The sequence below is a fragment of the Streptomyces sp. P9-A2 genome, assembly GCF_036634175.1.
Taxonomy (GTDB): Bacteria; Actinomycetota; Actinomycetes; order Streptomycetales; family Streptomycetaceae; genus Streptomyces; species Streptomyces pratens.
Genome location: NZ_JAZIFX010000001.1, coordinates 6,863,951 through 6,890,900, shown reverse-complemented (window position 1 = coordinate 6,890,900; position 26,950 = coordinate 6,863,951). Strand labels below are relative to the sequence as shown.

Here is a 26,950-nt window from a genome sequence, read left to right as displayed (position 1 = left end):
CCGACGTATTCCCGCCGAACCCGCGACGTTGATGGAAAGCGATGATGAGCGAAACCACCAAGACTCTGTTCGACACCGACAAGGTGCTCGCCGAATTCGGCCTGGACCAGGTGCACTCCGGTACCTACGGGGACTCGACCGGCTGGGGCACCGTCGAGGGCCGGCCGGTCATCGAGGCGCAGTGTCCCGCCGACGGTGAGGTCGTGGGCCGGATCGCGGCCTCCGACGGACAGGACTACGAGACGCTCGTGGCCGCCGCCGTCGAGACCCAGAAGCGCTGGCGGATGGTGCCGCCGCCGCGGCGCGGTGAATTCGTGCGCCGGATCGGTCAGTTGATCGAGGAGAACCTGGAGAGCCTGGCCGCGGTCGTCTCCCTGGACACCGGCAAGTCGACGATGGAGGCCAAGGGCGAGCTCCGCGAAGCGATCGACATGTCGACGCTGGCCGCCGGCCAGGCGCGGATGATGTACGGCTTCACCCAGCAGTCCCAGCGGGTCGAGCACCGCATGTACGACCAGTGGCTGCCGCTGGGCGTCGTCGGGCTGATCAGCGCGTACAACTTCCCGGCCGCCGTGTGGGCGCAGAACGGGTTCCTGTCCGCGATCGCCGGCAACACGGTGATCTGGAAGCCGAGCCCGAAGGTGCCGCTGACCGCGATCGCCGTGCAGAAGCTGGTCAACAAGGCGGCGGCGGAGCTGGGCTGCGAGGGCGTGTTCTCCCTGCTCATCCCGGACGACAACGCCGTCGCCGAGACGATGGTCGCCGACACCCGGGTCGCGATGATCTCGTTCACCGGTTCGACGACGGTGGGCCGCAAGGTCGCCGACATCGTCGGCTCGACGCTCGGACGCCGGTACCAGCTGGAGTGCTCGGGCAACAACGGCTGCATCGTCGACGAGACCGCCGACCTCGAACTCGCCGCCCGGGCACTGACGTTCGGCGTGGTCGGCACGACGGGCCAGCGCTGCACGAGCACCCGCCGCGTCATCGCCCACGCGAGCATCGCGGACGAGCTGGTCGAGCTGCTGAAGAAGGCCTTCGACCAGATCACCATCGGTGACCCGCGCGACCCGGACACCGTGGTCGGCCCGCTGATCGACCGGCAGGCGGTGGAGGACTACCGGAAGGTCCTCGCCGGTGCCGAAGGCGAGGGCGCCACCGTGGTGTACGGCGGCCATGTGATCGACCGCCCGGGTCTGTACGTCGAGCCGGCCATCGTCACGGGTGTCGAGCCGCACTTCGAGATCGCCCAGTCGGAGACCTTCGTGCCGATCGTCTCCGTGCTGACCTACGAGGATCTCGAGGAGGCCATCGAGATCCACAACGGCGTCGCCCAGGGCCTGGCCTCGGGCATGCACAGCACGAACCTGACCAACATCGAGACGTTCCTGTCGGCCCGCGGCAGTGACTGCGGCATCGTCCGGATCAACATGGGCACCACGGGCGCCGACGTCGGTTCCGCGTTCGGCGGCGAGAAGGAGACCGGGGGCGGCCGCACCGCCGGCTCGGACGCGTGGAAGGGCTTCATGCGCCGCCAGAGCGTCTGCGTGAACTGGGGCGGGGCCTCCGCCTGGGACAACCGGATCGACCTGTGAGGAGCAGCGCCATGAAGAAGAAACGTTTCATCTCCGATGCCGTGCGCGAGCCGGCGGACAAGATGTGGTCGAACTGCCTGCGGATCGACGACCTGATCATGATCTCCGGAATGACCGCGCGCGGGCAGGACGGGGTGAGTGTCCTCGGCGACACCGCCTACGACCAGTCCAAGGTCATTTTCCAGAAGATCAAGGATCTGGTCGAGGCGGCCGGCGCGGTCATGGACGACATCGTCAAGATGACGATCTTCGTCACGGACATGGGGGACAACGCCGGGGTGTGGAAGGCCCGTCAGGAGTTCTTCTCCGGCGACTTCCCGGCGTGCTCCCTGGTCGAGGTCTCCGCGCTCGCCAAGCCGGAGATCCTGCTCGAGATCGAGGCCATCGCGGTGGCCGGCTGCAGCGCCGACTGAGCGTTCTCAGCCACTCAAGGCGCGTCCCACTGTGAGAAGTGGCCGTGGGCGCCATATCCCCCGGGGGTAGGAACTGTGTCCTCACCAACCAGAAATCCCAGATCCACCGATTCGGCACTGGCCGCTGCGGCGGAAGACCATGCCCTGGTCAGCGTGCCGATGGCGGAGCGGAAGAGCGGCTATGAGCTCTCCCTCAGTCCGATCAGTGTCGCGACCGCGCTCGTCATCTTCGCCATCGCCGGCTTCACGGTCGTGCTCGCCGGTTTCACGGTGGGCATGATCGTCGGTGTCCTCGTCGCGGGCTTCGCCGTGCTCCTCGGCAAGGCCCTCGGGCGGATGGCCTTCGAAACCGGCATGTCGAGCACCATCACCTCCCGGTTCTTCGGGTTCGGCTTCATGGGCTCGTCGATCGGCTCGGTCATCTTCGCGTTCATGATCCTCGGCTTCCTGGCCATGGAGTCCGCACTCCTCTACCAGGGCACGCTGCTGATGTTCGACCTGCCGGACTCCTGGCCGATACGCATCCTGCTCTACGGCCTCATGACGCTGGCCTGGATCGCTCTGGCCATCTTCGGCCTCAAGCTCGCGCTGCGGGCGTCGGCCGCCCTGACCGCCGTCACGCTCCTGGTCACGATCTACATGCTGATCCACATCTACGTGATCCAGGGCGCCAACCCGATGGACGTGTTCACCTACGGCGGTGTCGTCCCCGGCGGTCTCTGGCCGAAGTTCGAGGCCGCGATCGGAGTCATGGGCGCCACGGCGGGAACCATCGCCCTGGTCACCACGGACTTCGCCCGTTACTGCCGCACGCGCCGCGATGTCACCATTCTGGCCGCCTCCGGCCCGATCACCCAGAACGTCGTCATGACCGTCCTGGGATCGCTCGTCGTCATCGGCGGCATGCCCGAGGTCATCGAGTACCTCATGGCCAACGACGCCGGCCTGAGCCAGGAAGCGGCCGGCGCCGCGGGCAGCACGTTCGTCATGGAGAACACGGGTGCCTTCTTCGTCATCTTCGCCGGCTGGATGGGCTTCATCACCATCTACGCCGCCCAGGCGAAGGCACAGGCCATCAACGCCTACTCGGGCTCGCTGTCGCTGGTCAACCTGATCGACTCCCTGACCGGGTGGAAGCCGGGCCGGGCGGCGATGGTGGTGATCGGGAACGTCATCGCCCTGCTGATGATCGCCGCCGGCATCCTGGAGCAGTTCGCCGCCTACCTGGCGTACCTGGGCTCCATGACGCTCGGTATGTGCGGCGTGATGATCGCGGACTACTACCTGGTGCGGCGCACGCGGTACGACCGGGCCACCCACCGGGTGGAGAAGTGGAACTGGGCCGGCGTCATCACCCTGGTGCTGTCCGCCGCCGTCGGCACGGTCCTGATGGCCACCGACGTCTTCGCCCTCGGCTTCCTGGTGTCGTTCGTGCTGGCCCTGGCCGCCTACCCGGCCCTGCGGAGCCTGCTGCCCGAAGGCACCGGCACCACGTTCGTCACGGGTGAGGAAGCCGTCGAAGAGGCCGTCTGACCCCGGCCGGCGGCCACGGCCCCACGGCACGTGGCCGCCGGCCCAACCCGGCCCGCACGGGCCGGACCCACGATTTCCAGGAGGTTCGGGATGACCGACATCATGTGGGACTCCGAGATCTACGAGAAGGCCGCCGACGCGAAGACCCTCGCGTCGAGCGTCGCGGTCCCCTCGCTCGCCGATCCCCGCCTGCTTCGCAACACCCTGGGCAACTTCGCCACCGGCGTCGTCGTGCTCACGTACCGGTCCGGCGACAGCTACTACGGCGTCACCGTGAACTCCTTCACCTCCGTGTCCCTTGATCCGCCGCTGCTGCTGGTCTCGATGCAGCGGAACTCGCGGGCCCTGACCTATCTGCTCGAACGGCCCTTCGCGGTCAACGTGCTCGGCGACAACCAGCTCGACACCGCCCTCCACTTCGCGGGCAAACCGCAGGACGCCCACCTCATCGAGTGGGTCGACGACGACAACGCGCCGCGGATCAACGGTTCACTGGCGTACTTCCAGTGCACTCCGTGGGCGGGCTACGACGGCGGGGACCACGTCCTGGTCCTCGGTCGCGTGTCGTCCTACGGCCAGCAGGACGACACCAACCCCCTGCTCTTCTACCGCGGTCAGTGGAGCGCCCTGGCCCAGGAGAGCGAGACCGCCGGCGGCGGTGCGCCGTCGCAGTCGCAGTCGCAGTCGCAGAGGAGCCGGTCATGACGGTCCAGACACAGGTGAACGAGGGCTTCTCCGGGCTGCTGAGGCAACTGGACGAGATCTACCCCCTGTTGCAGAGCGAGGCCGCGGACAGCGAGCGCCTGCGGCGTCCGACTCCGGTGGTGCAGGACGCGCTCCGCGACAGCGGAGTCTTCAGGCTGATGGTGCCGGCCGAACTCGGCGGCCTGGAGGCGTCCCCCCTGCAGGTCCTGCAGGTGATGGAGAAGCTGTCGCACGCCGACTCCTCGCTGGGCTGGCTGGTGCGCGCCGTGGCGAGCGAGACGGCTGCCGCGGCCACGTACCTGGGCGACGAGGCGGTGACCGAACTCTTCACCAAGGACACGTTCCCCCTGGTGGCGGGGCAGTCCACGTCGTTCACCGGCCAGGCCGTACGGGAGGACGGCGGCTACCGGGTGAGCGGGGCCTGGCAGTTCGCGGCCGGGGTGTCCATGGCCACCCACCTCAATCTCGCGGTGACGGTCCAGGGGACGGGAGAGAGGCTGGTCTGCCTGGTTCCCCGCGCCGCCCTGCGGATCAGCGACAACTGGGACATGCTCGGGCTGCGGGCGACCGCGAGCCTCGACTACCGGGCCGAGGACCTGCTGATCAAGGACACCTACGTCTTCCGCACCGGCCCGGAGCACGCCCGGCGGGGCCGTTCCCTGCGGGGCCTGAGTCCCGCGCTGCTGGCCGGTCTGCATCAGGCGGCCTGGTCGCAGGGGGTCGGGCGGCGCATGCTCGACGAACTGCGCGAGCTGACGCAGCACAAGGATCCCGCGGTGGGGTCCCCGGTCACCAGTGACGAGTTCTTCGCGGAGTACGCACGGCACTTCTCGCACGTCCGGGGCACCATGGCGCTGCTGCGCGAGACCTGGCGCGACAACGAGTCGGCGCTCGAAGCGCAGTCCCCGCTCGACGACGAGCAGGAGACGATGGCGCGGCTCGCCTGCAGCCTCGCCACCCGGACCGCGCTGGAGATCAGTCAGCTCGTGCATCGCTTCGCCGGCGCCCAGGTCATGCGGGACGGCACGTTGCAGCGCTTCTTCCGCGACAGCCATGCCGGGAGCCTGCACCGGGGGTCCTCGCACATCGTGACGCAGAAGTGCGGCCGGATCCTGTCGGGCACCCTGCCCGCCGGGTCGCACTGGGGGTTCTTCGACCTCGTCGTTCCCGAGCAGGCAACGGTGTGAGGCAAGGGCCGACGCCCACCCAGGGGCCGCCCCGCCTCGGCGGGGCGGCCCCGGTTCACCTGTTTCTTACGAGAAGGCCCCGGCGTTCACGCCGGGGAGGAATCGCATCCGGTCCAGGGCGCGGCGCCTCCGCGCCGCTGTCGCTGTCGCTGTCGCCGATGTGATGCGAACGCGTGTGCCTGTGGTCGCTGGTGGGGGTGGTGGCTGTGGGATCGGGGTGTGTCTGTGCGGCTGTCGCACGTACGGTCCTTCGCAGGGTTCGGGATGACGGAGTGTCCCCGGGCGGGGCCGCGAGGGAGGCGAGATGGTGCAGGTGAGGGCGGATGCGGGGGCCGGGCATGCCCGGTACACCTACCGGTTGCGCGTGTCGTGCGCTGCCCGCACCGTCCTGGCGGCGGAGTGGGACCGGTGCCGCTGGGTGTGGAACGAATGCGTCGCCAAGTCCAGGGCCGTGCACCTGCACAACAAGTCCACCGGCCGGAAAGCCACGTGCGGCCCGGCTCGGCTCGACAGGATGCTGACCGAAGCCCGCGCCCGTACGCCGTGGCTGCGTGAGGGCTCGTCGGTTCCCCAGCAGCAGGTCATCCGCGACTTCGGCCGCTCCCGCGCCAAGGCGCACAAGGACATCAAGGAACGCCTGCCCACAGCGCGCCGGGCCGGGATGCCGAAGTGGAAGACCAGACGCGAGGCACTGGCGACCCTCAACTACACCAAACGCGGGTTCCGGTCGAAGGACGGCCGGCTGCACCTGGCGGGCGGCGTCGTCCTGACGGTGGTCTGGTCACGGGAACTGCCGGCCGAGCCGTCCTCGGTACGCCTGTACCGGGACGGCCTCGGGCACTGGTACTGCTCGTTCGTCGTCCCCGCCCAGCTCCAGCCCCTGCCGGAGACCGGCCACGTCCGACGCGCACGACCTGCCGCATGCCGAGCACGGCAGGAAGGCCCGGACCAAGCCGGCCCGCTACGACCGGATGATGGCCCGCCGCAAGCCGAAGAAGGGCGAGCCCGCATCGAAGGGCTACCGCGAGGCGGGGAAACTGCGCGCGAAGGCCCACAGGAAGGTCGCGAGGCAGCGTGCGGACACCGGGCGCAAGTGGGCCAAAAAGGTTGTCCGCGACCACGACGTCATCGCGGTCGAGGACTTCCGCCCGAAGTTCCTGGCCAAGACCACCATGGCCCGCAAGGCAGCCGACGCCTCCATCGGCGCCACCAAGGCCGCTCTGATCGAGATGGGCCGCAAGCACGGGCGGGACATCCGTCTCGTCCATCCCGCGCACACCACGATGGACTGCGCGCACTGCGATGCGAGAGCCAAGCACGCTCCCCCACTGCCTTCAAGGCGTGGGGGGGACCCCCAGCCGCTGGGGGAGCGCGTCTACACCTGCACCGCCTACGGAACCGTGGCCCCACGGGACAAGAACTCCGCACGCGTCATGCTCGTCCGGGCTGGTCTCCACCCGGCTGGTGCCGATGGCGGAAGACCTCCCGGAGCGCTGCTCCGGGAGGCGGCCTGAGCCAGGAATCCCCTTCCCTTCAGGGAGGGGAGGATTCAACCCAGGTGTACCGACCAGTCCTGCTCCGCCGCGGGCCTGCCGTGCAGATCGGGAACGTTCTTGAGCCACGCCGGGCGCCCCTGCCGGGTCCGCGCCGCCCGGCGTGCGTTCTCCTCGGCCAGTTCCTCCGCGCCGGGGAAATCGGTCGGCAGCCACTGGGCCGAGGCACGCGCCCGCGCGTACAGATACCCCGCGTACGCCTCGCGGGCCTCGTCGGGCGTCGCGAAGTCCGGCTCCCCGGCGAGCCAGGCGTCGGGCACCTCGGCGGTGATGGTCCGCAGCAGTTCCTCGGTCACCTTCGGCGCGAGTTCGGCGTCGGCGGCGCGGACGTCGGGCCCGTGACCGCCGAGGGCGTGGTGGCGGAAGTCGTACGCCTTGGTCGGGTCGGACGTGTCCCAGCGGTGGTGGAAGACGAGCGCGGCCCCGTGGTCGATGAGCCACAGCCGGGGCGGCGCGACGCCGAGCGTCGGCCAGACCATCAGATTGGAGCTGTGGACGGTCCGGTCCACGTTCACCGTGAGCGCGTCCAGCCAGACGATCCGCCCGGCCTCCACCGGGTCGACGGGAAAGACCTCGGCGACCTCGGGCGTGAAGTCCCGCGCCCCCGGCAGATAGTCCATGCCCAGGTTGATCCCGGCACTGGCCGCGTGCAGCTCCCGCACCTCCTGGTGCGGCTCGCTGTCGGCGATCGCCGGATCGAAGTCCACCAGCACCAGTTCCGGGAACCGCAGCCCCAGCGCACGGGCCAGTTCCCCGACGATCACCTCGGCGACCAGTGCCTTGCGCCCCTGCGCGGACCCCGTGAACTTCACGACGTAGGTGCCCAGGTCGTCGGCCTCGAACACCCCGGGCACGGAACCGCCGGACCTCAGAGGTGTGATGTAGCGGGTAGCGGTGACCTCGGTCAACATTTCGCCAGGCTACGCGATCCCTTGGCCTTGCAATCCATGACCTCTCCAAGACCCCCGTGTTCCGGGGAATCGGCCACGATCAGCCCTGGGGAGAATCTGGGGAGTTTCGGCCGGCGCACTGGTCTCCCGCCTCCCCGAGCAGCCCGTCGATCATCGTGCGCCCCTTACTCCCGGCCTCCGGCATGAAGTGAGCGTGGTAACCGAGCGTGACGGCCGGCGAGGAGCGCCCGAGCCACCGCGCCGGCATCACCACGGACCCTCCCGCCTGCTCGGCCGCCGGCAGGCGGCCTCCTCCGTCAGCCGGCCCGCGGTCGTGAAGCGCCACGGGTCGCTCACGGCGGTCATCGGTTATCGGTTATCGGTTATCGGTTATCGCATCGTGCGGCCGGGTGAGGCCTGCCGCACGTCCGCACCGGAGCTGACGTGCCGCTGGATCTCCTGGGGACCGTGCCAGTCCAGGCACATCACGGTGGCATCGTCTTCGAGCCGGCCGCCGGGGGCGGCGTCCCGTACCGCGGACGTCAGTATCAGCGCGGTCTCCCGCGGGTGCAGGTTCCGGGTGCGCTCGAGCAGGTCGGGCAGGTCGACCTTCTCCCCATGACGTTCGAGCATGCCGTCGGTCAGCATGAGCAGACGGTCACCGGGTCGCAGATCGATGTCCTGAACCCGGTAGGGGCGGGACGCGAGCGCGGACAGCCCGAAGGGATGGTCCACTTCGCAGGTGATCTCCTCCGCGGCCCCCTCGCGTAGGCGCAGTGGCCAGGGGTGGCCGGCGTTGACCATCTGGGCCTGCCCGGTATGAAGGTTGATACGCAGCAGCTGCCCGGTGGCGTGGCCGTGTCCGTAGTCGGCCAGGGCCTGGTCTGCCAGGTGGGCCTGGTCTGCCAGGTCTGCTCCTGCGCGGCGGGCGCCGCGCAGCGCGCCCACCAGGACCGTGGCGGCCAGCGCGGCACCGATGTCGTGGCCCATGGGGTCGGTCACCGACAAGTGCAGTGTGTCGTGGTCCAGTGTGTAGTCGAAGGTGTCTCCACTGAGGTCTTCGGAGGGCTCCAGGCTCCCGCACAGAGTGAACTGTGCGGCCTCGCACGACAGCGAGGGAGGCAGCAGCTGGTACTGGATTTCTGCTGCCAGGGTGGGGGGCCTGGAGCGTTTTCCCCAGATGTAGAGGTCGGTGAAGTGCCCGTTGGCGATCACGACGTAGGCCAGGATATGTCCGGCTTCCCCGACCGCGTCGAGGACGTCGGCGTCCGCGTCGGCCGGCAGGAGCAGTTCGAGCAGCCCGATCGCGTCCCCCCGGTTGGTGACCGGCACGATCACCCGCTGTCCCCGGCCGGTCGCCTCCCGATACAGCCGCTGGGTGCGGATCACCTTCTCGTAGACGCTGCCGGGCATGGGGATCCGCTCCGCTTCTCGCCCACCCTCCGCGGTATCGGAGGTGGACAACCGCGCCACCGACCTCCCCGTCAGGTCCACGATGAGGAAAGAGACCTTCGTGGCTCCGAAGCGCCGCCACAGGTACTCGGCGACCACGTCGACGGCCTCCACCGGCGCCGCCGTCTCCGCTGCCGTCAGCAGCCTGGGAAGTTCACTCTGCCCACCACTCACGGCTACGGCCCCTTTCGCGGCCCCCGTACCAGCTTGGGAACCGCCACGGCGAGAGTCAATCCGTGACCAGTCACGATAAGTGAAATATGGAGGGAACGGGCCATCGGACGCGTCGCCCTGTCGGGCCGGCAGAAGGGAGAAGCGGTCCCGATCGCCTCGGGTGACGGAACGGTGTCGTCTCCAGCCTCGCAAGAACCGTCCCGGGTTACACCGACCGGCGGTGGGATCGGAAGCGGGTGGATTCGTTGGGCCGCATGGCCGTCATCCGGGCGCGTCACCCGGTGTGCCCGGATGGGATGGACGGCAGAGCCCGTCCCCGCCTCCCGAAAGCCGAGATCCTTCATGATCGTCAAGAAGCTGCACGAATCCGGTATCCGTGCCGAGCACGCCTACACCGCCGGCTTCATCTCCATCGGCATGTCCGTCATCACCTGGTGCGCTTCCCTGAGCGTGGAGAAGAAGGGCGAGGAACGCGCCGACCGCCTGGGCATCTTCGTCGGTGAGTGGGCCCCCACGTTCTTCGCCCTCGGGCTGGCCCTGTCCACCTACGAAAAGTGACGGCAGACATCGCGCAGCGGCTTCGGCGGCCGTCGTGCGACTGATTCCCGCGTTGTCCTGCGGGCCGTGGTGAGTTCACCCCTGCCGCCCGTGCCGATGCACGACCTCGGGCCCGGTGGCCCGGTGTCCTGGCCCGCACGTCACCGGACCCGAGGGCGGGGCGAAGCAGCCGGTGCGACGGCGCCCCGCATGCCGACGGCGGCGGCCGGCCCTACCGTGAGTGCAGGGGGACGCCACCGCGGGAGAGGAACCGTCCATGCCGGTCGCCGAGAGCCCGCTGCACGGGCGGACAGCCGTCGTGACCGGAGCGGCACGCGGTCTGGGTGCGGCGATGGCACGGGATCTGGCCGGCCGGGGTACGCGGGTGGCGCTGCTCGGGCGTGAGGAGAGAACACTGGCCCGGGTCAGGGATTCCCTGCCTGCGGGTGTGTCCGAGTGCTGGGAGGTCGACGTCACGGACGACCGGGGCATGGCCCGGGCAGCCGCGGAGATCCGTGTGCGGCTCGGGCCTCCTTCCGTCGTGGTCGCCAACGCGGGAGTGGCCGAGGGAGGCCCGTTCGCCGAGTCCGATCCCACGAGCTGGCGTCGGGTGGTCGAGGTGAACCTGATCGGCAGCGCCGTCACGGCCCGGACGTTCCTCGATGACCTGTTCGAGACCCGGGGCTACTTTCTCCAGGTCGCGTCGCTCGCGTCCATCGGCACGGCCCCGATGATGAGCGCGTACTGCGCGTCGAAGGCGGGGGTCGAGTCGTTCGCCCACGCGCTGCAGGCGGAGGTGGCCCACCGGCGTGTGGGGGTCGGGATCGCCTACATCAACTGGACGGACACCGACATGATCCGCGACGCCGACGCGTACGCGGTGCTGCGGGAGCTACGGGGCCATATGCCGCCACCGGCGCGCAAGGTGTACCCCGTCGAGTACGTGGCCGGCCGGCTGGTCACCGCGATCGAACGGCGCCGGCCGTCCGTCTACGTGCCCCGCTGGCTGCGGTCGGCCCAACTCGTGCGCGCCGCGATGCCCCCTGTGGTGACGATGCTGTCGCGGCGTGAACTGCCTCGTCTCGCCGCCGAGCAGCCGTTCGAGGCCACGGGGCTGCTCGGTGCCGGCGGCCGGGCCGACCAGGCCGGCTCCCGCCCTCCGCGCCGTTAGAGCCTCCCGTTCGGACCATGCCGGGCTCGCGGGCGCGGCCGGCCGGGAGCGGCGGGCCCACCGACGTGACCGCCGGGGTCGGCGTCGGTGGCCTCGTGCCACGGACCGGCTCACCGCCCGACCGGGGCCGCCCGACCGGGGCCGCCGGCCGGACCGGCTCACCGGCCTCGCACGGGCGCGCCGTCGGGAGCGCGCCCGAGGTGACATACCGCCATGCCGCCCACGCCGCTGGGCCGGTGGAGTGACTGTCCTCCGGGACCGACCCCGTAACGGGAAGGAATCAGCGCATCCACACAAGGGCACCCGGCAGAAGCACTGGTGTGCAGGTGACCGAGAGTGAGAAGAGGTTGTGTATGTGGGGACTCGGGCCCACCGTGGCCGAACCGACCGGGCCCGTCGACGGTCCGCTCACGGCTCTCGACACCGTCCGCGCCGTCGAGGCGGAGCTCGGGCACGTCCTCGACGAGGAACTGTGCCGGGCCCGTGACGTGGACCCGCTGTTCGCGCGTGACGTCGCCGGCCGGGTCACCGCGTTCGTCCGGCGGGGCGGGAAACGGCTGCGCACGGCGTTCGCGTGGTGCGGCTGGCGGGCGGCGGGCGGCTCGGGCGACGCGACGGCGCTCCTGCGGACGGGAGTCGCGCTCGAGCTGGTGCAGGCATGCGCTCTCATCCACGACGACGTCATGGACGGTTCGCCGCTGCGCCGGGGCGCGCCCGCGGTGCACGTCGACCTCGCCGCCATGCACCGCGCCGCGCGGATGACGGGTCCGCCCGAAGCGTTCGCGGCATCCGCCGCGGTACTCGCCGGTGACCTGGCCCTGGTCTGGGCGGACGATCTGCTGACCGAGACGGCGCTCGGCTCACCGTACGGCCCGCAGCTGTACCGCGAGTGGCGGGCGATGCGCGGCGAGATGGTCGCGGGGCAGTACCGGGACATCCACGCGCAGGCCGCCGGATTGTCCGGTGTCGACGAGGCGGTGGGCATCGCCACGCTCAAGAGCGCCCTGTACACGGTCGAGCGCCCGCTGGCACTGGGCGCGTCCCTGGCCGGCGCCGACACGCAGACCCTGGACGCGCTGCGTTCCGCCGGGCGGTGTGCGGGGCTGGCCTTCCAGCTCCGCGACGACCTCCTCGGCGCCTTCGGCGACCCGGACCTGACGGGCAAACCGGCCGGTGACGACCTGCGGACCCGCAAGCTGACCTACCTGCTCGCCGTCGGCCTCCGGCTCGCGGAGGCCTCCGGGGACCGGGAGGCGGCCGACGTGCTCGGTCCGCACGCCTGCGCCCGTTCGGACGAGACCGTGGAGCGGATGAGGACGGCACTGGAGCGGACCGGTGCGTGGACGGTCGTGGAGGACAGGATCACGGAGCTGGCTGCGACGAGCCTGCGGCACTTCGCGGGGACCGGTGCGGACCCCGCCGTACGGCGGGAGTTCGCCGCGCTGGTCGAACGGGCGTCGGGCGTCGCTCCGGAGCGGACCGGTGAGGCCGCGTGAGAACCGTGCCGGGGGCGACGGATCACGTCGTCGTGGTGGGTGCCGGGCTGTCCGGCCTCGCGTGTGCCCTGCATCTGCTGGGGGCGGGCCGCCGGGTGACGGTCGTGGAGCGGGACGCCGGTCCGGGCGGCCGGTCCGGCCGGGTGCGCCTGGGCGGCTACGAGGTGGACACCGGTCCCACGGTGCTGACCATGCCGCACCTGGCCGACGAGGCCTTCGCCGCCGTCGGCGACAGCCTCGCCCGGCACGTCGAGCTGACGGCCCTGCACCCGGCCTACCGGGCGTGCTTCGCGGACGGGACGTCGCTCGACGTCCACACCGACGGCGAGGCCATGGAGGCGGAGGTGCGGCGGTTCGCCGGACCGGCCGAGGCGGCGGGCTACCGCGGGCTGCGGGAATGGCTGGAGCGGTTGTACCGGGCGCAGATGCGCCGGTTCATCGACACGAACTTCGACTCGCCCTTCCAGCTCCTGCACCCCGACCTGGCCCGGCTGGCGGGGCTGGGCGGCTTCGGACGGCTGGACCGCCGCATCGGCCGCTTCCTCTCCGACCCCCGGCTGCAACGTGTCTTCTCGTTCCAGGCCCTGTACGCCGGGGTCGCCCCGGCCAGGGCCCTCGCGGCCTACGCGGTGATCGCCTACATGGACACGGTGGCCGGTGTCTGGTTCCCCAAGGGCGGCATGCACGCGCTGCCCCGCGGCATGGCGGACGCGGCGGCCGGCGCGGGTGCCGACTTCCGCTGGTCGTCCGAGGTGACCGCGCTGGAGCGCTCGGCCGGACGGGTGCGTGCCGTACGGCTGGCGTCGGGCGAGCGGATCGGCTGCGACGCGGTGGTGCTGACCTGCGAGCTGTCCACGGCGCACCGGCTGCTGGGGCGTGCCCCGCGGCGCCCGGTGCGGCTGCGCCACTCGCCGTCCGCCGTGGTCCTGCACGCGGGGACCGACCGGACCTGGCCCGGTCTCGCCCACCACACCCTCTCCTTCGGCGCGGCCTGGGAGCGCACCTTCCACGAGCTGACCCGCTCGGGCCGGCTGATGAGCGACCCGTCCCTGCTGATCACCCGGCCGACGACGCACGATCCCGCGCTGGCCCCGCCGGGCAGGCACCTCCACTACGTGCTGGCCCCGTGCCCGAACACCGCCGTCGGGCCCTCGGCCGCCGCCTGGCGGGAGCTGGGTCCGCGCTACCGCGACAGCCTGGTCGCCGAGCTGGAGCGCCGGGGTCTGGACGGGTTCGCGGACAGCGTCCAGGAGGAGATGCTGGTGACGCCCCTGGACTGGGCTGCGCAGGGGCACGCGGCGGGCAGCCCGTTCTCGGTCTCCCACACGTTCGCCCAGACGGGCCCGTTCCGCCCGCGCAATCTGGTGCGCGGCCTCGAGAACGTCGTGCTGGCCGGCTGCGGGACCACCCCCGGCGTGGGCGTGCCGACGGTGCTCATCAGCGGCAGGCTCGCCGCCGCGCGCGTCACCGGCGGCGTCCGCGGCGGTTCCGTCCGCACGGCCCGCACCCGCCCGGCAGCGCGCGTCGTACGCGCCGCCGCGACCCCGGCCGAGGAAGGCATCCATGACCCGTCGTGAACTGGACGCCGCCGGGATCACCGATCCCGCGCTGCGCGCCGCCTACATCCGTTGCAGACGGCTCAACGCCCGCCACGGCAGAACCTACTTCCTGGCCACCCGGCTGCTCCCGGTGGAACGCCGCTCCGCCGTGCACGCCCTGTACGGCTTCGCCCGCTGGGCGGACGACATCGTGGACGACCTCGACCGGCCCCGGGCGCCGAAGGAACGGGACCTGCTGCTGCGGCGCCTGGAGAGCGACCTCGCCCACGGGCTGCGTACCGGCGGCGGGGACGAGCCCGTGGTCCGGGCCGTGGCCGACACCTCCGCCCGGTACGACATCGAGCACACGCTGTTCGCCGACTTCCTGGCCTCGATGCGCAGCGACCTGCACGTCACCGACTATCCGACCTACACCGACCTGCGGGCCTACATGCACGGTTCGGCGGCGGTGATCGGACTGCAGATGCTGCCCGTGCTCGGCACGGTCACCTCGCGCGAGGAGGCGGCCCCGCACGCGGCGGACCTCGGCGTCGCCTTCCAGCTCACCAACTTCCTGCGCGACGTCGGCGAGGACCTGGACCGGGGCCGCGTCTACCTGCCGGCGGAGCTGCTCGCCGCCCACGGCGTGGACCGGCCCCTGCTGGAGTGGAGCCGCCGCACCGGGCGCCGCGACGCGCGGATCCACGAGGCGCTCGTCGCCGCCGAGGCCATGACCAGGAAGGTGTACCGGGCGGCGGAGCCGGGCATCGCCATGCTCGACCCGCGGGTGCGCCCCTGCATCCGTACCGCGTTCGCCCTCTACCGCGGCATCCTCGACGCGATCGCGGACCAGGGGTACACGGTGCTGCACCGCCGGGCGGTGGTGTCGCGCGGGCGCCGTGCGGCCACGGCCGCCGCGGGCGCCGTCCACATCATGCGGGCGCGGCGGCGCGCCCGCGCCGCGGACGGGGTGCCCCGTGCGTCCCGCGCGGCACTCCGGGGGAAGGGATCCGTGCGGTGAGGGAGCGAACGAACCGGACCGGCTGGACACCACCGTTGCGACGGCGGCGCGGGTCCGGCTGGACGGAACAGACGCCGACCTGGCGGGAGGCGCGCCCCGCGCTGATCGCCGACGTCCTCAAGCGGGCGTCCGCCCGTCCGTCCGGGAACTGGTTCGTCGTCGGTGCCTCCCGGGACGTGCGGGCCGGTGACCGCCCGTACGGCAGGACGGTGGGCGGGGTCGAGGTCGTGCTGTGGCGGTCGGACACGGGCGAGCTGCACGCCGGTCCGGGGGCCTGCCCGCACCTGGGCGCGCCCCTGCGCGACAGCCGGGTGGTGTGCGGCACGCTGGTGTGCCACTGGCACGGACTGGCCCTGGACGGCGGCCCGTTCGCCGGCTGGGACCCGTATCCCGTCCACGACGACGGCGTACTGGTGTGGGTCCGGCTGGACACGGTCGGCGGCGAGGAGCCGACGGAGCGTCCCGCGGTGCCGGTGCGGCCGGCCGCGGGCAGCGGGGTGGACGCCGTGTTCACGGCGGTGGGGCGGTGCGAGCCGCAGGACGTGGTCGCCAACCGGCTGGACCCGTGGCACGGCTCCTGGTTCCACCCCTACTCGTTCGTCGACCTGACGGTGGCCCGGCCGCCGCGGGGCGAGGGGGACGACGCCTTCGTCGTCGACGTCTCCTTCCGGGTGACCGGCGCACTGGTGGTGCCGGTCCGGGCGGAGTTCACCGCTCCCGGACCGCGCACGGTCGTCATGCGCATCACCGAGGGCGAGGGGACCACGTCCGTGGTCGAGACCCATGCCACGCCGCTGACCGGCGAGGCCGACGAGCGGCCGCGGACCGCCGTGGTCGAGGCGGTCGTCGCGGCCTCGGACCGGTGGGGTTTCGCGCTGGCACGGGCCGCCGCGCCCGCGCTGCGCCCGTTGATGCGCCGGACGGCCGGCCGGCTGTGGCGCGACGACCTGGCGTACGCGGAGCGGCGCTGGGCGCTGCGCAGCACCGGACGGTTTCCGGGGTGAGCGGCCGGTGAGAGCGGGTGGGGGCGGGTGGTGCCACTCGCCCTCACCGGCAGCTCGTGCGCCCCGCCCGGGCACGCCTCCTCACGAGACCCGGCCTCAGAGCCCCGAACAAAATGGGCGCCCGATCAGCTCGCGGCGTCCGGTGCGGGCGATCGCAAAGCGCCGGAAGGTGTCCTCGTAGCGGAGCTGCTAGGGCCTTTTGGCAACGCGGCTGGGGGTCCCCCTGCTCGAAGAGCTTGGGGGGTGCGTGCCGAACGTCGCGAGCCGGGCGCCCATTTCGTTCGGGGCTCTCAGCGGCCGGCGAGGGCGCCGAGTGCCCGCAGCGCGGGTGAGCGGCCCGACCGGGGGACCGTCCACAGCACTTGCCCCCGGACGCCCCGGTCGCCGAGCAGGGTGTTGGCCGCCAGGAAGCCGGTGGTGGCGGCGCGTTCCATCAGGGCCACGGGCAGGTCGCAGCGGATGGCGTCACCGGCCAGGGCCACCCGGGGGTCGGGAGTGCGGACGGTGGGCCGCCGGGAGTGGGTGCCGACCGGGAAGAGCGGGCAGTCGGCGCGCCGTTCGTGACGGGCGTCCACGATCCGCGCCGTCCGGGTCTCCGGGTAGACCCGGTGCAGGCTGTCGATCAGCCGGCTCTGCACCGCCTCGGGCTTCGCGTCGGCGGCGTAGGCGTGCAGTTCCACGACCGAGCCGCCGGTACGGGCGGCCCACCGGGCGGCTTCGCCCTCGTAGCGTTCCAGGACGCTGATGTTGTCGAGGCCGTCGTAGCCGCTGGTGCCGAGGAATCCGGCGCGGTGGGCGTGGACCGGCCGGTCGAGCCAGAGCCGGGAGACCGTGAAGGGCGGGGCGGTGCGCAGGGCGGCGATGTCCTCGCGCCAGGCGGGGGTGCCCAGACCGGGTGACGCCGCGACGAGGCCGCGCAGGGCCCCGGGGTCGAGGGCGAGCACCACCGCCTCGTGACGGTCCGCGGTGGTGCCGGTCCGCACCTCCACTCCCCCGTCGTCGCACGGGTGGACGCCGTGCACGGGTGTGCCGGTGCGCATGTGGGCCCCGAGCCGTTCCAGGTAGTCGCCGAGCGGCTCCCACAGGGCCTGGGGGAAGGGCTCGTTCGGTACGTCGAAGAGCAGGCCCTCGGCGGAGCCGAGGAAGTAGATGTGGAACATCAGCAGGAGTTCCGCGGCGGACAGTTCGCGCGGGTCGGCGAAGAAACTGCGCGAGAACACCTCGAACGCCAGATGGTGCGCGGCTTCGGGGAAGCGGACGCGTTCCAGGAAGCGGGTCGCGCTCAGGGAGTCGAAGCGCTCGTAGACCTCGGGCACCCGGACGTCGAGGAGGGGCAGCGCGGCCCGGGGGTCCATGGCGGTGAGGTCGCGCCAGCCGAAGGTGGGGCTGAGGGCGACGAACCCGAGGGCGCTGAACGGTGGTGTGCGCGGGACGCGGGCGAAGCTGTCGGTCAGCCCTCCGCTGTGCCGTAGCGGGTAGTCGGGCAGCGGACTGAGACGGTCGAGCGCGGGATCGGTACGCCGCAGAAGGCCGCGCAGGTTGTAGTACTGGCGGAAGAAGGCGTGGAAGCCGCGGCTCATGGTCGCCTCGCTGCCGTCGGCGAGGCGGGTGCGCCATCCCGCGAGACGTCCGCCGAGCGACTCCTCCCGTTCGTAGAGGGTCACGCGGGCGCCTCGTTCGGCCAGGAGGGTGGCCGCCGCGAGACCCGCGATCCCCCCGCCGATCACGGCGACACCCGGTGCGTCCGCACGGGCGAACCGGTCCCGGCCGGGCGCGGGCATCAGGACTTCGGCCTTGCGGTCCCGGCCCCGCCGGGCGGCACGGTGCGCACTGCTCATCGGTCGTCCTCCGCTGTCGTGGCGGAGCCGTTGCGGGCGAGGAAGGTGTACGTGATCCCGGTCTGCCAGCCGGCGAGGGGAACGGTCCGCACCCCGGTGAAACCGGCGCCGGTGAGCCGGTCGGCGAAGCCGGGGGCGGTGTCGAAGTCGAGGACGCTGCGCCACAGGTGGTGGTGGAGGGCGTGGTGGCCGCCGAGGGCGCCCGCGGGGATGATCACGGTCCGGCACACGGCCGTCCACAGGGCGCGATGGGCCACGGAACCGCTGAGGCTGTACTCGTGGACGGCGAGGCGCCCGCCCGGTCGCAGCAGACTCCGGACGGCGGACAGAACACCGTCCGGGTCGGTGACGTTGCGCAGCAGATAGGCGGCGAACACCGCGTCGTACGGCCCCTCCCCGGCCGTGGCCACTTCCTCGGCCGTCAGGTGCCGGAAGCGCACCCGGGCCGGCCACGGTTTGGCCCGTGCGCGCCGGAGCATTCCCGGCGAGGCGTCGACGGCCGTGATCCGGGCGTGGGGCGCGGCCCGCAGGAGGGCCCGGGTGGAGGCGCCCGTCCCGCATCCGAGGTCGAGGAGGTGCAGCCCGGCCCCGCCCCGGGGCAGCCGCAGCCGTCGCGCCGAGCGCAGGAGGTCGGTGCGGTAGCCGGGGCTGAGGGCCGTGAGGCGGTCGTAGGTGTACGACGCGTGGTCGAAGGCGCGTGCCAGGTCACAGTCGCGCAGCAGTGTCATCGCCGGCTCTCTCCGATGCGTGGGGCGGGGTGGGTACGACGGGACAGGAAAGGGACTTCGACGGCGGTCCGGAGCATGGGGCCGATGGGGGTGCGCAGGCCGATGCCCCACTCCTCCCGGGGTGAGGTGCCGCCGTCGAGGAAGCGCAGCAGCCGTTCCGGCGGAACGCGGCGGAACAGGCCGGTGAAGAAGCCGGGGCCGTCGACCCGCCCGGTGTCCAGGGCCCGCAGCAGGACGGCGTCCATGGCCAGGGCCCGCCGCCCGTGCGGTCGGGGCACGAGGGCCCGGCCGTCGCGCAGGGCGGCGGCGATGGCCCGGCTCTGCCGTTGCACGGCGGCGAAGGTGTAGCCGGTGGCCGGGCGGGTGGCGCCGCCGGCCGTCCCGATGCGGAAGACGGCACTCCCGGCGCGGCGGGGGAAGCGTGCGTCGGTCATCGGGATGACGCCCTGTTCCGCCGATTCGACGGTGAACGCACCGAGTTCCAGGATCTCCCGGCAGTAGTGGCCCAGGGCCGCCTCGTACGCCGTCGTGGTCAGGGGAGTCCGGGAGAACTCGGTGTACTCGACGAGCGCCCTGTCGGGCGCCAGCGGCAGTACGTAGCCGAAGGCGAGCCCGTGGCGCGGCTGCGGCACCCGGAAGTCCATCAGGTCGGCGACCTCGGGATCGAACCGGTCCGTGTCCGTGCGCACGAACCAGCCGCGGAAGTGCTGGAGGAGTTGGGTCCGGGCGGGGGGCAGGGCGGGCAGGGGGCGGGAGTCGAACACGTGGCGGGCGCGGAGGGTCAGCGTCCGTCCGTCGGGTGCCGTGCACCGGACTTCCGCTCCGTCGGCCGTGTCGCACACCGTGTCCGCCGTCGCGCGCAGGACGCGGGCGCCGGGCGAGCCGTCCAGGCGGGAGTAAGCCAGCCGTTCGAACGCCGTGGAGCGGAGCATGCGGTAGCGCAGCGGGGACGGGTCCACGGTGATCCGGTCGCCGTCGGCGCCGTGGATCCGCAGCCGGGACCAGGAGGCCGCGACCGCTTCGTCGAAGTCGCCGGCGCCGTCGTCCCAGTAGCACCAGGTCCGTTCGGGCGGGCGCCGCGGGCCGTCCGGTGGTTCCACCAGGGTCACGGTGGTGGAGGTGGTCGCCGTCAGGTGCTGCGCGAGGCTGAGTCCGGACGCCCCTCCGCCGACGATGACGACATCGGACGCCGCGTCGGGGGCGTCGCCGCGGCGGCTCACCGGGCGCGCCGTTCGACGACGGGTGTGCCGTCCGGGGCGGTGCGCAGCAGTTCGGCGTCCGCCTCCATCGCGTCGGCGACGGCGGCGACGACCCGGCGGGGGTCGCCGCCTGGGGGCAGGGGCGGGGCGGTGCCGGCGACGGGCCGGTCGGCGAAGCCGGTGTCCAGGTGTCCGGGCCGGATGTCCAGGACCCGGATGCCGGTGGTCCGCGCCTCGCGGCGCGCGGCGGAGAGCCAGGCGCTCAGCGCGGCTTTGGAGGCGCTGTAGTCGGCCATCCCCGCCTGCGGGCGCTCGGCGACCACGCCGGTGAAGGCGGCGATCAGGGACCCGGGGGCCATGAGGGCGAGCGCGGCGCGGAAGAAGGCGGCGGGTGCGAGGACGTTGACCGCCGTCAGATGCTCCGCGATCTCGTCACCGAGCCCGGCGGCCCGGCCGAAGGCGACCGCTCCGAAGGCGGTCACGACCGCGTCCAGCCCGCCCAGGGCATCCGCCGCACCGTGCACGGCGCGGGCACAGGAGGCGGGGTCGTACGCGTCGAAGAGGAGGGCCGGAGCGCCCGGGTACGCCCGGGCGGCCTCGGCGAGGCGGGCCGGGTCGCGTCCCGTGAGCGCCGGGCGCGCTCCACGGCCGGCCAGTTCCGCGGTGAGGGCACCGCCGAGGACGCCGGTGGCTCCGGCCACCAGCACGCGCGCGCCGTTGATGTCCACGTCTCACTCCCGGTCGCAGGGACAGGCCGGCGGCGCTGCGTGCCGCGCTGTGGGTTCCGTGGGCCGGCCGCCGGTGGATGCGCCGGGCACGGTCCGGTCCGGGTCAATCGAGCGCCAGGTCGTTCAGCGCCTCCCGGGCGGCCCGGGTGCCCGAGGCCAGCGCGCCCTGCACGGATCCGGTCGCCCGGTGGTCCCCGCAGACGTACCGGCCCGGTGCGAAGCGCGTCGTACGGCTCAGCGGCCAGGGCGGCTCCATCACGGGCAGCGCCCCGGCCACGGTGTACACGCCGACCTGCTGCCAGCCGCTGGTGTCGGTGCCGTAGAGCTCGGACAGGCGCCGGCGCACCGCCCCGTCGTCCCCGGGCCGGTCGGGGCCCAGGACGGAGCTGGAGATCAGCGCGGTGCCGGGCGGGGCGTAGGTGGGCGTCACCTCGGTGAGGACGCAGGTGTTCAGCACCGCCCCGGTGCTGTCCACCAGCAGGGTCGGCTCGGCCAGGGGGGTGTGCGCGGCGGCATGGTAGTACGTGGTGACGGTACGGCCTTCGGGCACGGCCAGGCCGGGCAGCAGACGGGCCGCGGTGGCGGCGTCCGTCGCCACCACGACGGACCTGGCCGGCAGCTCGCGGCCGTCCTCCAGGAGAACCCCCGCCGCGGTGAGCGCGGTGACCGGTGTCTCCAGCCGCAGGACGCCGTCGGGCAGGCCGTCGGCCAGCTGGGCGGGGACGGCGCCGATGCCGTCGGCGGGCAGGCAGAGCGTTCCCCGGACCATGCTGCGCCAGACCAGGTGGAAGAAACGGGCGGAGGTCTCCAGCCGGTCCTCCAGGAACACGCCGGACAGGAACGGCCGCAGAATCTCGGTGACCGTCCCGGCCGACAGCCCGGCGCGGGACAGTGCGGCGGCGGTCGAGCCGTCCGGACGCCGGGTGAGAAGTCCGGCGGGCAGAAGGGCGTCCCGCGCGGTGAGCGCCGCCATCGCGGCCAGGTCGCGGGCCGGCAGGGCCCGTCCGGGCAGCAGTGTCCCCGCCGACCTCGGCCGCCGGGTCGGATCGGCGAGGTGGACGGGGCCCGTCGAGGTGTGCGCGGTGATGCCCGGTGTGAAGGGCCTCAGCCGCAGACTCCGCAGGTCGAGGCGTCGCTTCACCTGGGGGTAGGAGGTGTTGAACACCTGGAATCCGCGGTCGAGCCGGAATCCGTCCCGCCGGTCGGTGCGCATCCGGCCGCCCACGCCGTCGGACGCCTCCAGCAGGGCCACCCGCCGTCCGGCACGGCACAGGTCCAGCGCGCAGGCCAGGCCGGCGAGACCTGCTCCGACGACGACGGCGTCCGGAAACCCGTGGTGCCGAGTGTTCATGTTCCTCTTCCTCCGCCGCTCGATTCCCTCTGCGCCGAGGGCCGGTACTCGTCCTGGGGCGCGCGCTTCGGCCCGCGCCGCCGCACCCGTCCCGCCTCGCCCGCCACGCGTGCGGAACGTGTCGTCGGCGGGCGCCGTGCGCGGTGGCGGGTTCCACCGCGTGCCATGTCCACCCGAGCACGTCGCGTCCGGCGGGGCCAGGCGCCACCACGACCCGGTACCCGCCGAGCCCGCCGGATCACCTGAGCGCGACCGACTCCACCGCCGTGACCGCCTCCGCGAGCCCCGACGGACGCGGCAGTCCCTGCACGGTCTGCCCGGCCCAGCCGGGTCCCAGCGTGAGGACGACCGGCTTCCTGCGCGCGCCGCGCACCCCCCATTCCATCGCGGCCACATGCTGGGCCAGGGGTCTGCTCGCGGTGGTCCGCGACTGGGCCCACAGCCCCACCGCGGCCGGCCCGGTCCTGCGTACGGCGGCCACGAGCGACTCGACGGGCAGCGCGCCGCCGAACATGCGTACCGGGAGGCCCCGTTCGGCCAGTGCGGCGGCGAGCACCTCCAGCGGCAGCGTGTGGTTCTCCGCGGGCACGCAGGCGAGCACCGTGGTGGCGCCGGGCCGGTCGGCGGCCACGGGCGGGGCGTGGCGCCGCAGCGCGCCGGAGACGTGCCAGGACAGGAAGTGCTCGACCTCGACGTATCTCTCGCCCGAGTTCTCCCACTTGCGGCCGACCGCCTGCAGCGTCGGCACGATCACCTCGGTCCAGGCGGTGACCAGGCCGTATTCCTCCATCGCCGTCCTCAGCAGTTCGTCGAGGGCGGCGGCGTCCAGGCGCAGGGCCGCGCGCGCGACTCCTCTGCACTCCTGACGCACGTCGCCCAGCCGGAGACCGGAGCCGGCCCGGCTGCGTCGGCGGGCGGCCGGCGCCGGAGGGGGAGCGGTGCCCTCCCGGGGCGCGGGCGCGTCGGGCATCACCGCGTCGAGCGCCAGCTGGGCGGCCTCGGCGGGTGGCAGTCCGGTCGCCGTCAGCGCGCACATCCGCTCCAGCCGGGCCACGTCCGCGTCGGTCCAGCGGCGGTGCCGGCCACCGGTGTGCGCGGTGGGGCCGAGACCGTAGCGGCGGTCCCACGTCCGGACGGTCGTGGGTGCCACCCCCAGACGCCGCGCCACCTCACCGGTGGTCAGCCCGCCGCCACGCGGCGCGCTCCCGCTCTCCTCGACGTCTCTGTTCGGGCCCACACTTCCCTCTTCCGACGCACAATCGACGCATGTTGTTTGCGTCGTTTTGGCTCTCCACACTGTAGTCCAGGCACTCGGTCAGGGCGCGCGTGCCGACCGGCGGGCGTGACAGTCGGCCTTCCGCCCCGCACAGGACGCACGCAGGAGGAACAAGGCCATGAGCACGAAGACACGGTCCACCGCTGTCCGCCCCGCGGCGGCGGACGAAGCGCTGTACGAGAGCGAACTGGCCCGTGGCCTGCGCGCCGCGGACGAGAACGCGTTCGCGGCGGTCTACCGGCGCTGGGGATCGCTCGTCCACACGATGGCCACCCGTTCGCTCGGCGACACCTACGAGGCGGACGACGTGACCCAGCAGGTGTTCCTCGGCGCCTGGCGCGGACGGGACGGTTTCCGTCCGGAGCGGGGCCCCCTCGGCGCCTGGCTCGTCGGCATCACCCGTCGGAAGATCGTCGACGCCCTGGCGGCCAGGACGAAACGCCTCACGCTGGTCGACTCGGTGGCACACGACGCCGGCACCCGGCCGCACGAGGAGCCGCCACCGGACGAGGTCCTGGACCGGGTGCTCCTGGTCGACGCCCTGTCCCGGCTGCCGCGCGCCCAGCGCGAGGTGCTCTGCATGGCCTTCTACGAGGACCTGACCCAGGCCGAGATCGCCGAGCGGACCGGCATGCCCCTGGGCACCGTGAAGAGCCACGCGCGTCGTGGTCTGCTCCGGCTGCGCCAGGGCATCGAGCAGGGCCGCGCCGACGACACCGCCGCGTAGGCGGACCGGAACACCGGTGCCGGACGCATCCGCATCGGCGCCCCCACGCGAAACGGATACGAGACCCCGCGACCGGCGGAATCCTCACCGAAGGAATGATCCTCATGACTTCCCGGACCTCTCGGACCTCCCTCACCCTCGCCGCCTCGGCCGGAGCCTGCGCCCTCGCCCTCGGCGTGGCCGCGCCCGCCCTGGCGGCCCCCGCCGCCGACAGTGAGGACACCGCCATGGTGTCCGTCTTCCACGGCGTTCCCGGCCTGACCGTCGACGTCTACGCCAACGGTGACGAACTGCTCGGCGACTTCGAGCCCGGCACGGTGACCGACCCGCAGTCCCTCGACGCCGGCACCTACGACATCCAGCTCTTCGAAGCCGGCCAGGGCCCCGACGGCACCCCGGCCGTCGAGAAGAAGATCGAGGTGCCCGCGGGAGCGAACGCCACCATCGCCGCTCACCTCTCCGCCGACGGCAAGCCCCAGCTGACGGCCTTCGTCAACGACGTCTCCAAGGTCGACGCGGGCAAGGCACGACTGACCGTGCGTCACGTCGCCGCCGCCCCGGCCGTGGACGTCCGAGCGGGCGGGCAGCCCGTCTTCAAGGGGCTGGAGAACCCCGAGGAGGACACCACCGTGGTCGACGCCGGCACCGTCCCGGCCGACGTGGTGCTCGCCGGCACGGACACCGTGGCGATCGGCCCGGCCGACCTGAATCTGAAGGAGGGCACCGGCAACGTCGTCTACGCCTGGGGCAGCGCCGCGGACAAGAACCTGGCGCTGGCGACCCAGACGCTCGGCGGCATGGAATCCGTGCCGAACGGCGTCGACGCGGGCGGCAGCGGCGCCGCGGTCGCCTCGAACTCCTCCGACCAGTGGGTGGCCTGGGCGGCCGCGGCCGGGACGGCGGCGCTGGCGGGCGTCCTGGTGGCCCGCCGGGCCGCGGGCCGGCGTGGGTGACACCGCGCGACGGCTGACCGGTCTCGTCATGGCGACCGCCGCTCTGGCGGCGGTCGCCACCCTGCGCGCCGGGCCCTCGGACCAGGGGACCCCACCGCCCGACTTCGGGCCGGCGGCCCCGGCACGGGCGGCCGCCGCGAGTGAACTCCCCGGCGCCACCGAGCCGTCGCCGCCTCCCACCCCGCGCGGCGAACGGCGGGAGGCGCCACCGGAGCGCGTCCTGGTGGGCGACGTGGGCCTGGACGCCCGGGTCCGGCCGGTGGGCGTCACCGAACAGGGCGCGATGGCCATTCCGGGGGATCCCGCCGTCGCCGGCTGGTACCGCTTCGGTCCCGCGCCGGGAAGCCCTCGGGGGTCGGCCGTGCTCGTCGGACACGTGGACGGCGACACCGGTGCGCTGGGCGAGTTCGCCGCACTCTACGACGTGCGGCCCGGGGCCCGGGTCGAAGTGCGGCGCGCCGGCGCCGGGTCGGCGGTCTACCGCGTCGTCGCGCGTGCGACGGTACCGAAGGACGGCCTTCCGTCCTCGACGTTCCGGCGGACCGGTCCCCCGGTTCTCACCCTCGTCACCTGCGCGCCCCCGTTCGTCCCCGAGGCGGGCGGCTACCAGGCCAACCTGGTCGTCACAGCGGAGCCTCTCCCTGCCTGAGACCGGGCCGGTACGCGCGGACAGGACACGGAGCACAAGATCAGGAGGGTACGTGGCACACGTCGAGCCCGCGCACCTGGTGGAACTGGCACTGGGCAACGGCGTTTCGAGCGACGACGCCGACGCCCTGCGGCACATCGCCCTGTGCCGCACCTGCCGGGAGGAGCTGACCCTGATGGCCCGGGTCGTGGTCGCCGCGCGCGGCGTGGAGGAGGCCGACCTGCCGGTCGCGCCCCCGCAGCGGGTATGGCGGCGGATCGCGCAGGAGGTGTCCCGGACCGGGGAGGCGGCCCCGCCACCGGTCGTGGAGCCCGTCCACCGGCCTCGTGCGGTGGGGGGAGCCGGACGTCGCGCCGTCCGCTCCCCGTGGACCGGCACCCGAACGAGCCGCCGGGTGCTGGGTCTTCTCGTCGGAACCGCCGTCGTCGTCCGGTGGTCGGTACGGGCCCGTTCGGCGCGGCGAGCCGGCCGCGGCGGCTGACCCGCAGCCGGTCGTATCGCGGTCGTGTCTCGGTCGTGCGGAACGGATCCACCCGCCGGGCGGACGATGACGCCCGCCGGTTCCGCCGCGGACCGGCTTGGCCTCGGCGGGTCCGGCGCCGAAGAGGGCGCGGCCGGCCCGGGTGGACGCCCGGCGCGGTCAGGGCTGGGTGCGTGCCTGGTCCGCCGCCTGCTCCGCGGCTCCGCTCTCCGTGGAGGCACCGCGGGTGCTGAGCCGTCCGCCACTGGATTCCAGGTGTGCGCGGACGAACCACTGGAAGAGTTCCAGGCCGCGCAGCTGCTCGATGAGCATGTCCTGGGTGACCGGGTCGGACGTCTCGGTGGCCTGCATGGCCTCCCGGTGGTCCTTGATGACGGAGGTGTACACGAGGTCGAGAGCCCCGAGGTGCTCGATGGCTTCGGCACGGCCGATCGAGTAGTCGTCCCAGGTGCGCTGGTTCACCAGCGCCCCCGGGGTGCCGTCGGGTTCTCCGCCGAGGGTGGAGATCCGCTCGGCGAGGTCGTCGGTCATGGAGCGGACCTGGTCGACCTGGGGATCGATCATCTCGTGCACGGCGATGAAATGCGGTCCGACGACGTTCCAGTGAACGTGCTTGAGGGTCAGGTGGAGGTCGTTGAGGGAGTGCAGACGCATCTGCAGCATCTCGATGATTCCCCGGCTGTCCTGGGTGCTCATTCCTGGCACGGTGTACGAGATGTCCGACGGCTGTGACGGCATGGCGGTACTCCTT

The 26,950-nt window shown here is 72.7% G+C and carries 24 protein-coding genes and 1 pseudogene; 16 read left to right on the top strand and 9 right to left on the bottom strand.

Annotated features, from left to right (window positions below):
- Positions 1-44 precede the first annotated feature (44 nt).
- The 6 genes and pseudogenes from V4Y04_RS31210 (at position 45) to V4Y04_RS31185 (ending at position 6,947) form a co-directional block, all read left to right on the top strand.
- Positions 45-1,595 (top strand): aldehyde dehydrogenase family protein, encoded by a 1,551-nt coding sequence (locus V4Y04_RS31210; RefSeq protein ID WP_332431714.1) that lies wholly within the window; start codon positions 45-47, stop codon positions 1,593-1,595.
- 11 nt (positions 1,596-1,606) lie between these two features.
- Complete coding sequence (locus V4Y04_RS31205) at positions 1,607-2,008, top strand: RidA family protein (RefSeq protein WP_332431713.1); 402 nt, start codon at positions 1,607-1,609, stop codon at positions 2,006-2,008.
- Positions 2,009-2,167: 159 nt separating this feature from the next.
- Positions 2,168-3,541 carry a purine-cytosine permease family protein gene (locus V4Y04_RS31200; protein ID WP_332431712.1) on the top strand — a complete coding sequence of 458 codons (1,374 nt, stop codon included), beginning with the start codon at positions 2,168-2,170 and terminating at the stop codon, positions 3,539-3,541.
- A 90-nt stretch (positions 3,542-3,631) separates the two neighbouring features.
- Positions 3,632-4,246, top strand: a complete 615-nt coding sequence (locus tag V4Y04_RS31195) for a flavin reductase family protein (RefSeq protein ID WP_332431711.1) — start codon at positions 3,632-3,634, stop codon at positions 4,244-4,246.
- Positions 4,243-5,433 (top strand): acyl-CoA dehydrogenase family protein, encoded by a 1,191-nt coding sequence (locus V4Y04_RS31190; protein ID WP_332431710.1) that lies wholly within the window; start codon positions 4,243-4,245, stop codon positions 5,431-5,433. Before V4Y04_RS31195 ends, V4Y04_RS31190 begins: the two co-directional genes overlap by 4 nt.
- Positions 5,434-5,737: 304 nt before the next feature.
- Positions 5,738-6,947: pseudogene (locus tag V4Y04_RS31185) on the top strand (RNA-guided endonuclease InsQ/TnpB family protein).
- Positions 6,948-6,982: 35 nt separating this feature from the next.
- Here the strand turns inward: V4Y04_RS31185 and V4Y04_RS31180 are convergent.
- Positions 6,983-7,897, bottom strand: coding sequence for a HipA family kinase (locus V4Y04_RS31180; protein ID WP_332431709.1), 915 nt, complete (start codon positions 7,895-7,897; stop codon positions 6,983-6,985).
- Positions 7,898-8,266: 369 nt separating this feature from the next.
- Entirely contained in the window at positions 8,267-9,502 is a 1,236-nt protein-coding gene (locus V4Y04_RS31175) for a PP2C family protein-serine/threonine phosphatase (protein WP_332431708.1), read from the bottom strand.
- A 342-nt stretch (positions 9,503-9,844) separates the two neighbouring features.
- Here V4Y04_RS31175 and V4Y04_RS31170 point away from each other — a divergent pair, with 342 nt between their 5' ends.
- The 6 genes from V4Y04_RS31170 to V4Y04_RS31145 all read left to right on the top strand — a co-directional run bounded on the left by V4Y04_RS31170 (position 9,845) and on the right by V4Y04_RS31145 (position 16,269).
- Positions 9,845-10,060: a hypothetical protein gene (locus tag V4Y04_RS31170; RefSeq protein ID WP_332431707.1), complete on the top strand. Its 216-nt coding sequence runs from the start codon at positions 9,845-9,847 to the stop codon at positions 10,058-10,060.
- Between the two features lie 256 nt (positions 10,061-10,316).
- Positions 10,317-11,210 (top strand): SDR family oxidoreductase, encoded by an 894-nt coding sequence (locus V4Y04_RS31165; RefSeq protein WP_332431706.1) that lies wholly within the window; start codon positions 10,317-10,319, stop codon positions 11,208-11,210.
- 353 nt (positions 11,211-11,563) lie between these two features.
- On the top strand, positions 11,564-12,706 hold the full coding sequence (locus tag V4Y04_RS31160) for a polyprenyl synthetase family protein (protein ID WP_332431705.1): 1,143 nt from the start codon (positions 11,564-11,566) through the stop codon (positions 12,704-12,706).
- Positions 12,703-14,283 (top strand): phytoene desaturase family protein, encoded by a 1,581-nt coding sequence (gene crtI, locus V4Y04_RS31155; RefSeq protein ID WP_332431704.1) that lies wholly within the window; start codon positions 12,703-12,705, stop codon positions 14,281-14,283. Before V4Y04_RS31160 ends, crtI begins: the two co-directional genes overlap by 4 nt.
- Complete coding sequence (locus V4Y04_RS31150) at positions 14,270-15,265, top strand: phytoene/squalene synthase family protein (RefSeq protein ID WP_332431703.1); 996 nt, start codon at positions 14,270-14,272, stop codon at positions 15,263-15,265. The genes crtI and V4Y04_RS31150 overlap by 14 nt, the downstream gene beginning before the upstream one ends.
- Positions 15,262-16,269, top strand: a complete 1,008-nt coding sequence (locus V4Y04_RS31145) for a DUF5914 domain-containing protein (RefSeq protein ID WP_332431702.1) — start codon at positions 15,262-15,264, stop codon at positions 16,267-16,269. Before V4Y04_RS31150 ends, V4Y04_RS31145 begins: the two co-directional genes overlap by 4 nt.
- 290 nt (positions 16,270-16,559) lie before the next feature.
- Here the strand turns inward: V4Y04_RS31145 and V4Y04_RS31140 are convergent, their stop codons facing one another.
- The 6 genes from V4Y04_RS31140 to V4Y04_RS31115 form a co-directional block, all read right to left on the bottom strand.
- Complete coding sequence (locus V4Y04_RS31140) at positions 16,560-18,107, bottom strand: FAD-dependent oxidoreductase (RefSeq protein WP_332431701.1); 1,548 nt, start codon at positions 18,105-18,107, stop codon at positions 16,560-16,562.
- Positions 18,104-18,835: a class I SAM-dependent methyltransferase gene (locus tag V4Y04_RS31135; protein WP_332431700.1), complete on the bottom strand. Its 732-nt coding sequence runs from the start codon at positions 18,833-18,835 to the stop codon at positions 18,104-18,106. Before V4Y04_RS31135 ends, V4Y04_RS31140 begins: the two co-directional genes overlap by 4 nt.
- Complete coding sequence (locus V4Y04_RS31130) at positions 18,832-20,055, bottom strand: lycopene cyclase family protein (protein WP_332431699.1); 1,224 nt, start codon at positions 20,053-20,055, stop codon at positions 18,832-18,834. The genes V4Y04_RS31135 and V4Y04_RS31130 overlap by 4 nt, the downstream gene beginning before the upstream one ends.
- Positions 20,052-20,762, bottom strand: coding sequence for an SDR family NAD(P)-dependent oxidoreductase (locus V4Y04_RS31125; RefSeq protein WP_332431698.1), 711 nt, complete (start codon positions 20,760-20,762; stop codon positions 20,052-20,054). Before V4Y04_RS31125 ends, V4Y04_RS31130 begins: the two co-directional genes overlap by 4 nt.
- Before the next feature lie 103 nt (positions 20,763-20,865).
- Positions 20,866-22,113, bottom strand: coding sequence for an NAD(P)/FAD-dependent oxidoreductase (locus tag V4Y04_RS31120; protein ID WP_332431697.1), 1,248 nt, complete (start codon positions 22,111-22,113; stop codon positions 20,866-20,868).
- Positions 22,114-22,351: 238 nt separating this feature from the next.
- A complete protein-coding gene (locus V4Y04_RS31115; RefSeq protein ID WP_332431696.1) occupies positions 22,352-23,350 on the bottom strand; it encodes a MerR family transcriptional regulator in 999 nt (332 codons plus the stop codon).
- A 157-nt stretch (positions 23,351-23,507) separates the two neighbouring features.
- Between V4Y04_RS31115 and V4Y04_RS31110 the strand changes: the two genes are divergently transcribed.
- From V4Y04_RS31110 to V4Y04_RS31095, 4 genes are all read left to right on the top strand, one after another.
- The gene (locus V4Y04_RS31110) at positions 23,508-24,116 is read left to right on the top strand and encodes a sigma-70 family RNA polymerase sigma factor (RefSeq protein ID WP_332431695.1); all 609 of its coding nucleotides are present in this window, start codon (positions 23,508-23,510) and stop codon (positions 24,114-24,116) included.
- 104 nt (positions 24,117-24,220) lie between these two features.
- On the top strand, positions 24,221-25,069 hold the full coding sequence (locus tag V4Y04_RS31105) for a DUF4397 domain-containing protein (protein WP_332431694.1): 849 nt from the start codon (positions 24,221-24,223) through the stop codon (positions 25,067-25,069).
- 28 nt (positions 25,070-25,097) lie between these two features.
- Positions 25,098-25,718, top strand: a complete 621-nt coding sequence (locus V4Y04_RS31100) for a class F sortase (RefSeq protein WP_332431693.1) — start codon at positions 25,098-25,100, stop codon at positions 25,716-25,718.
- A gap of 52 nt (positions 25,719-25,770) precedes the next feature.
- Positions 25,771-26,199: a hypothetical protein gene (locus tag V4Y04_RS31095; protein WP_332431692.1), complete on the top strand. Its 429-nt coding sequence runs from the start codon at positions 25,771-25,773 to the stop codon at positions 26,197-26,199.
- A 159-nt stretch (positions 26,200-26,358) separates the two neighbouring features.
- Here the strand turns inward: V4Y04_RS31095 and V4Y04_RS31090 are convergent, their stop codons facing one another.
- Positions 26,359-26,937: a Dps family protein gene (locus V4Y04_RS31090; protein ID WP_332431691.1), complete on the bottom strand. Its 579-nt coding sequence runs from the start codon at positions 26,935-26,937 to the stop codon at positions 26,359-26,361.
- Between the last annotated feature and the right edge of the window lie 13 nt (positions 26,938-26,950).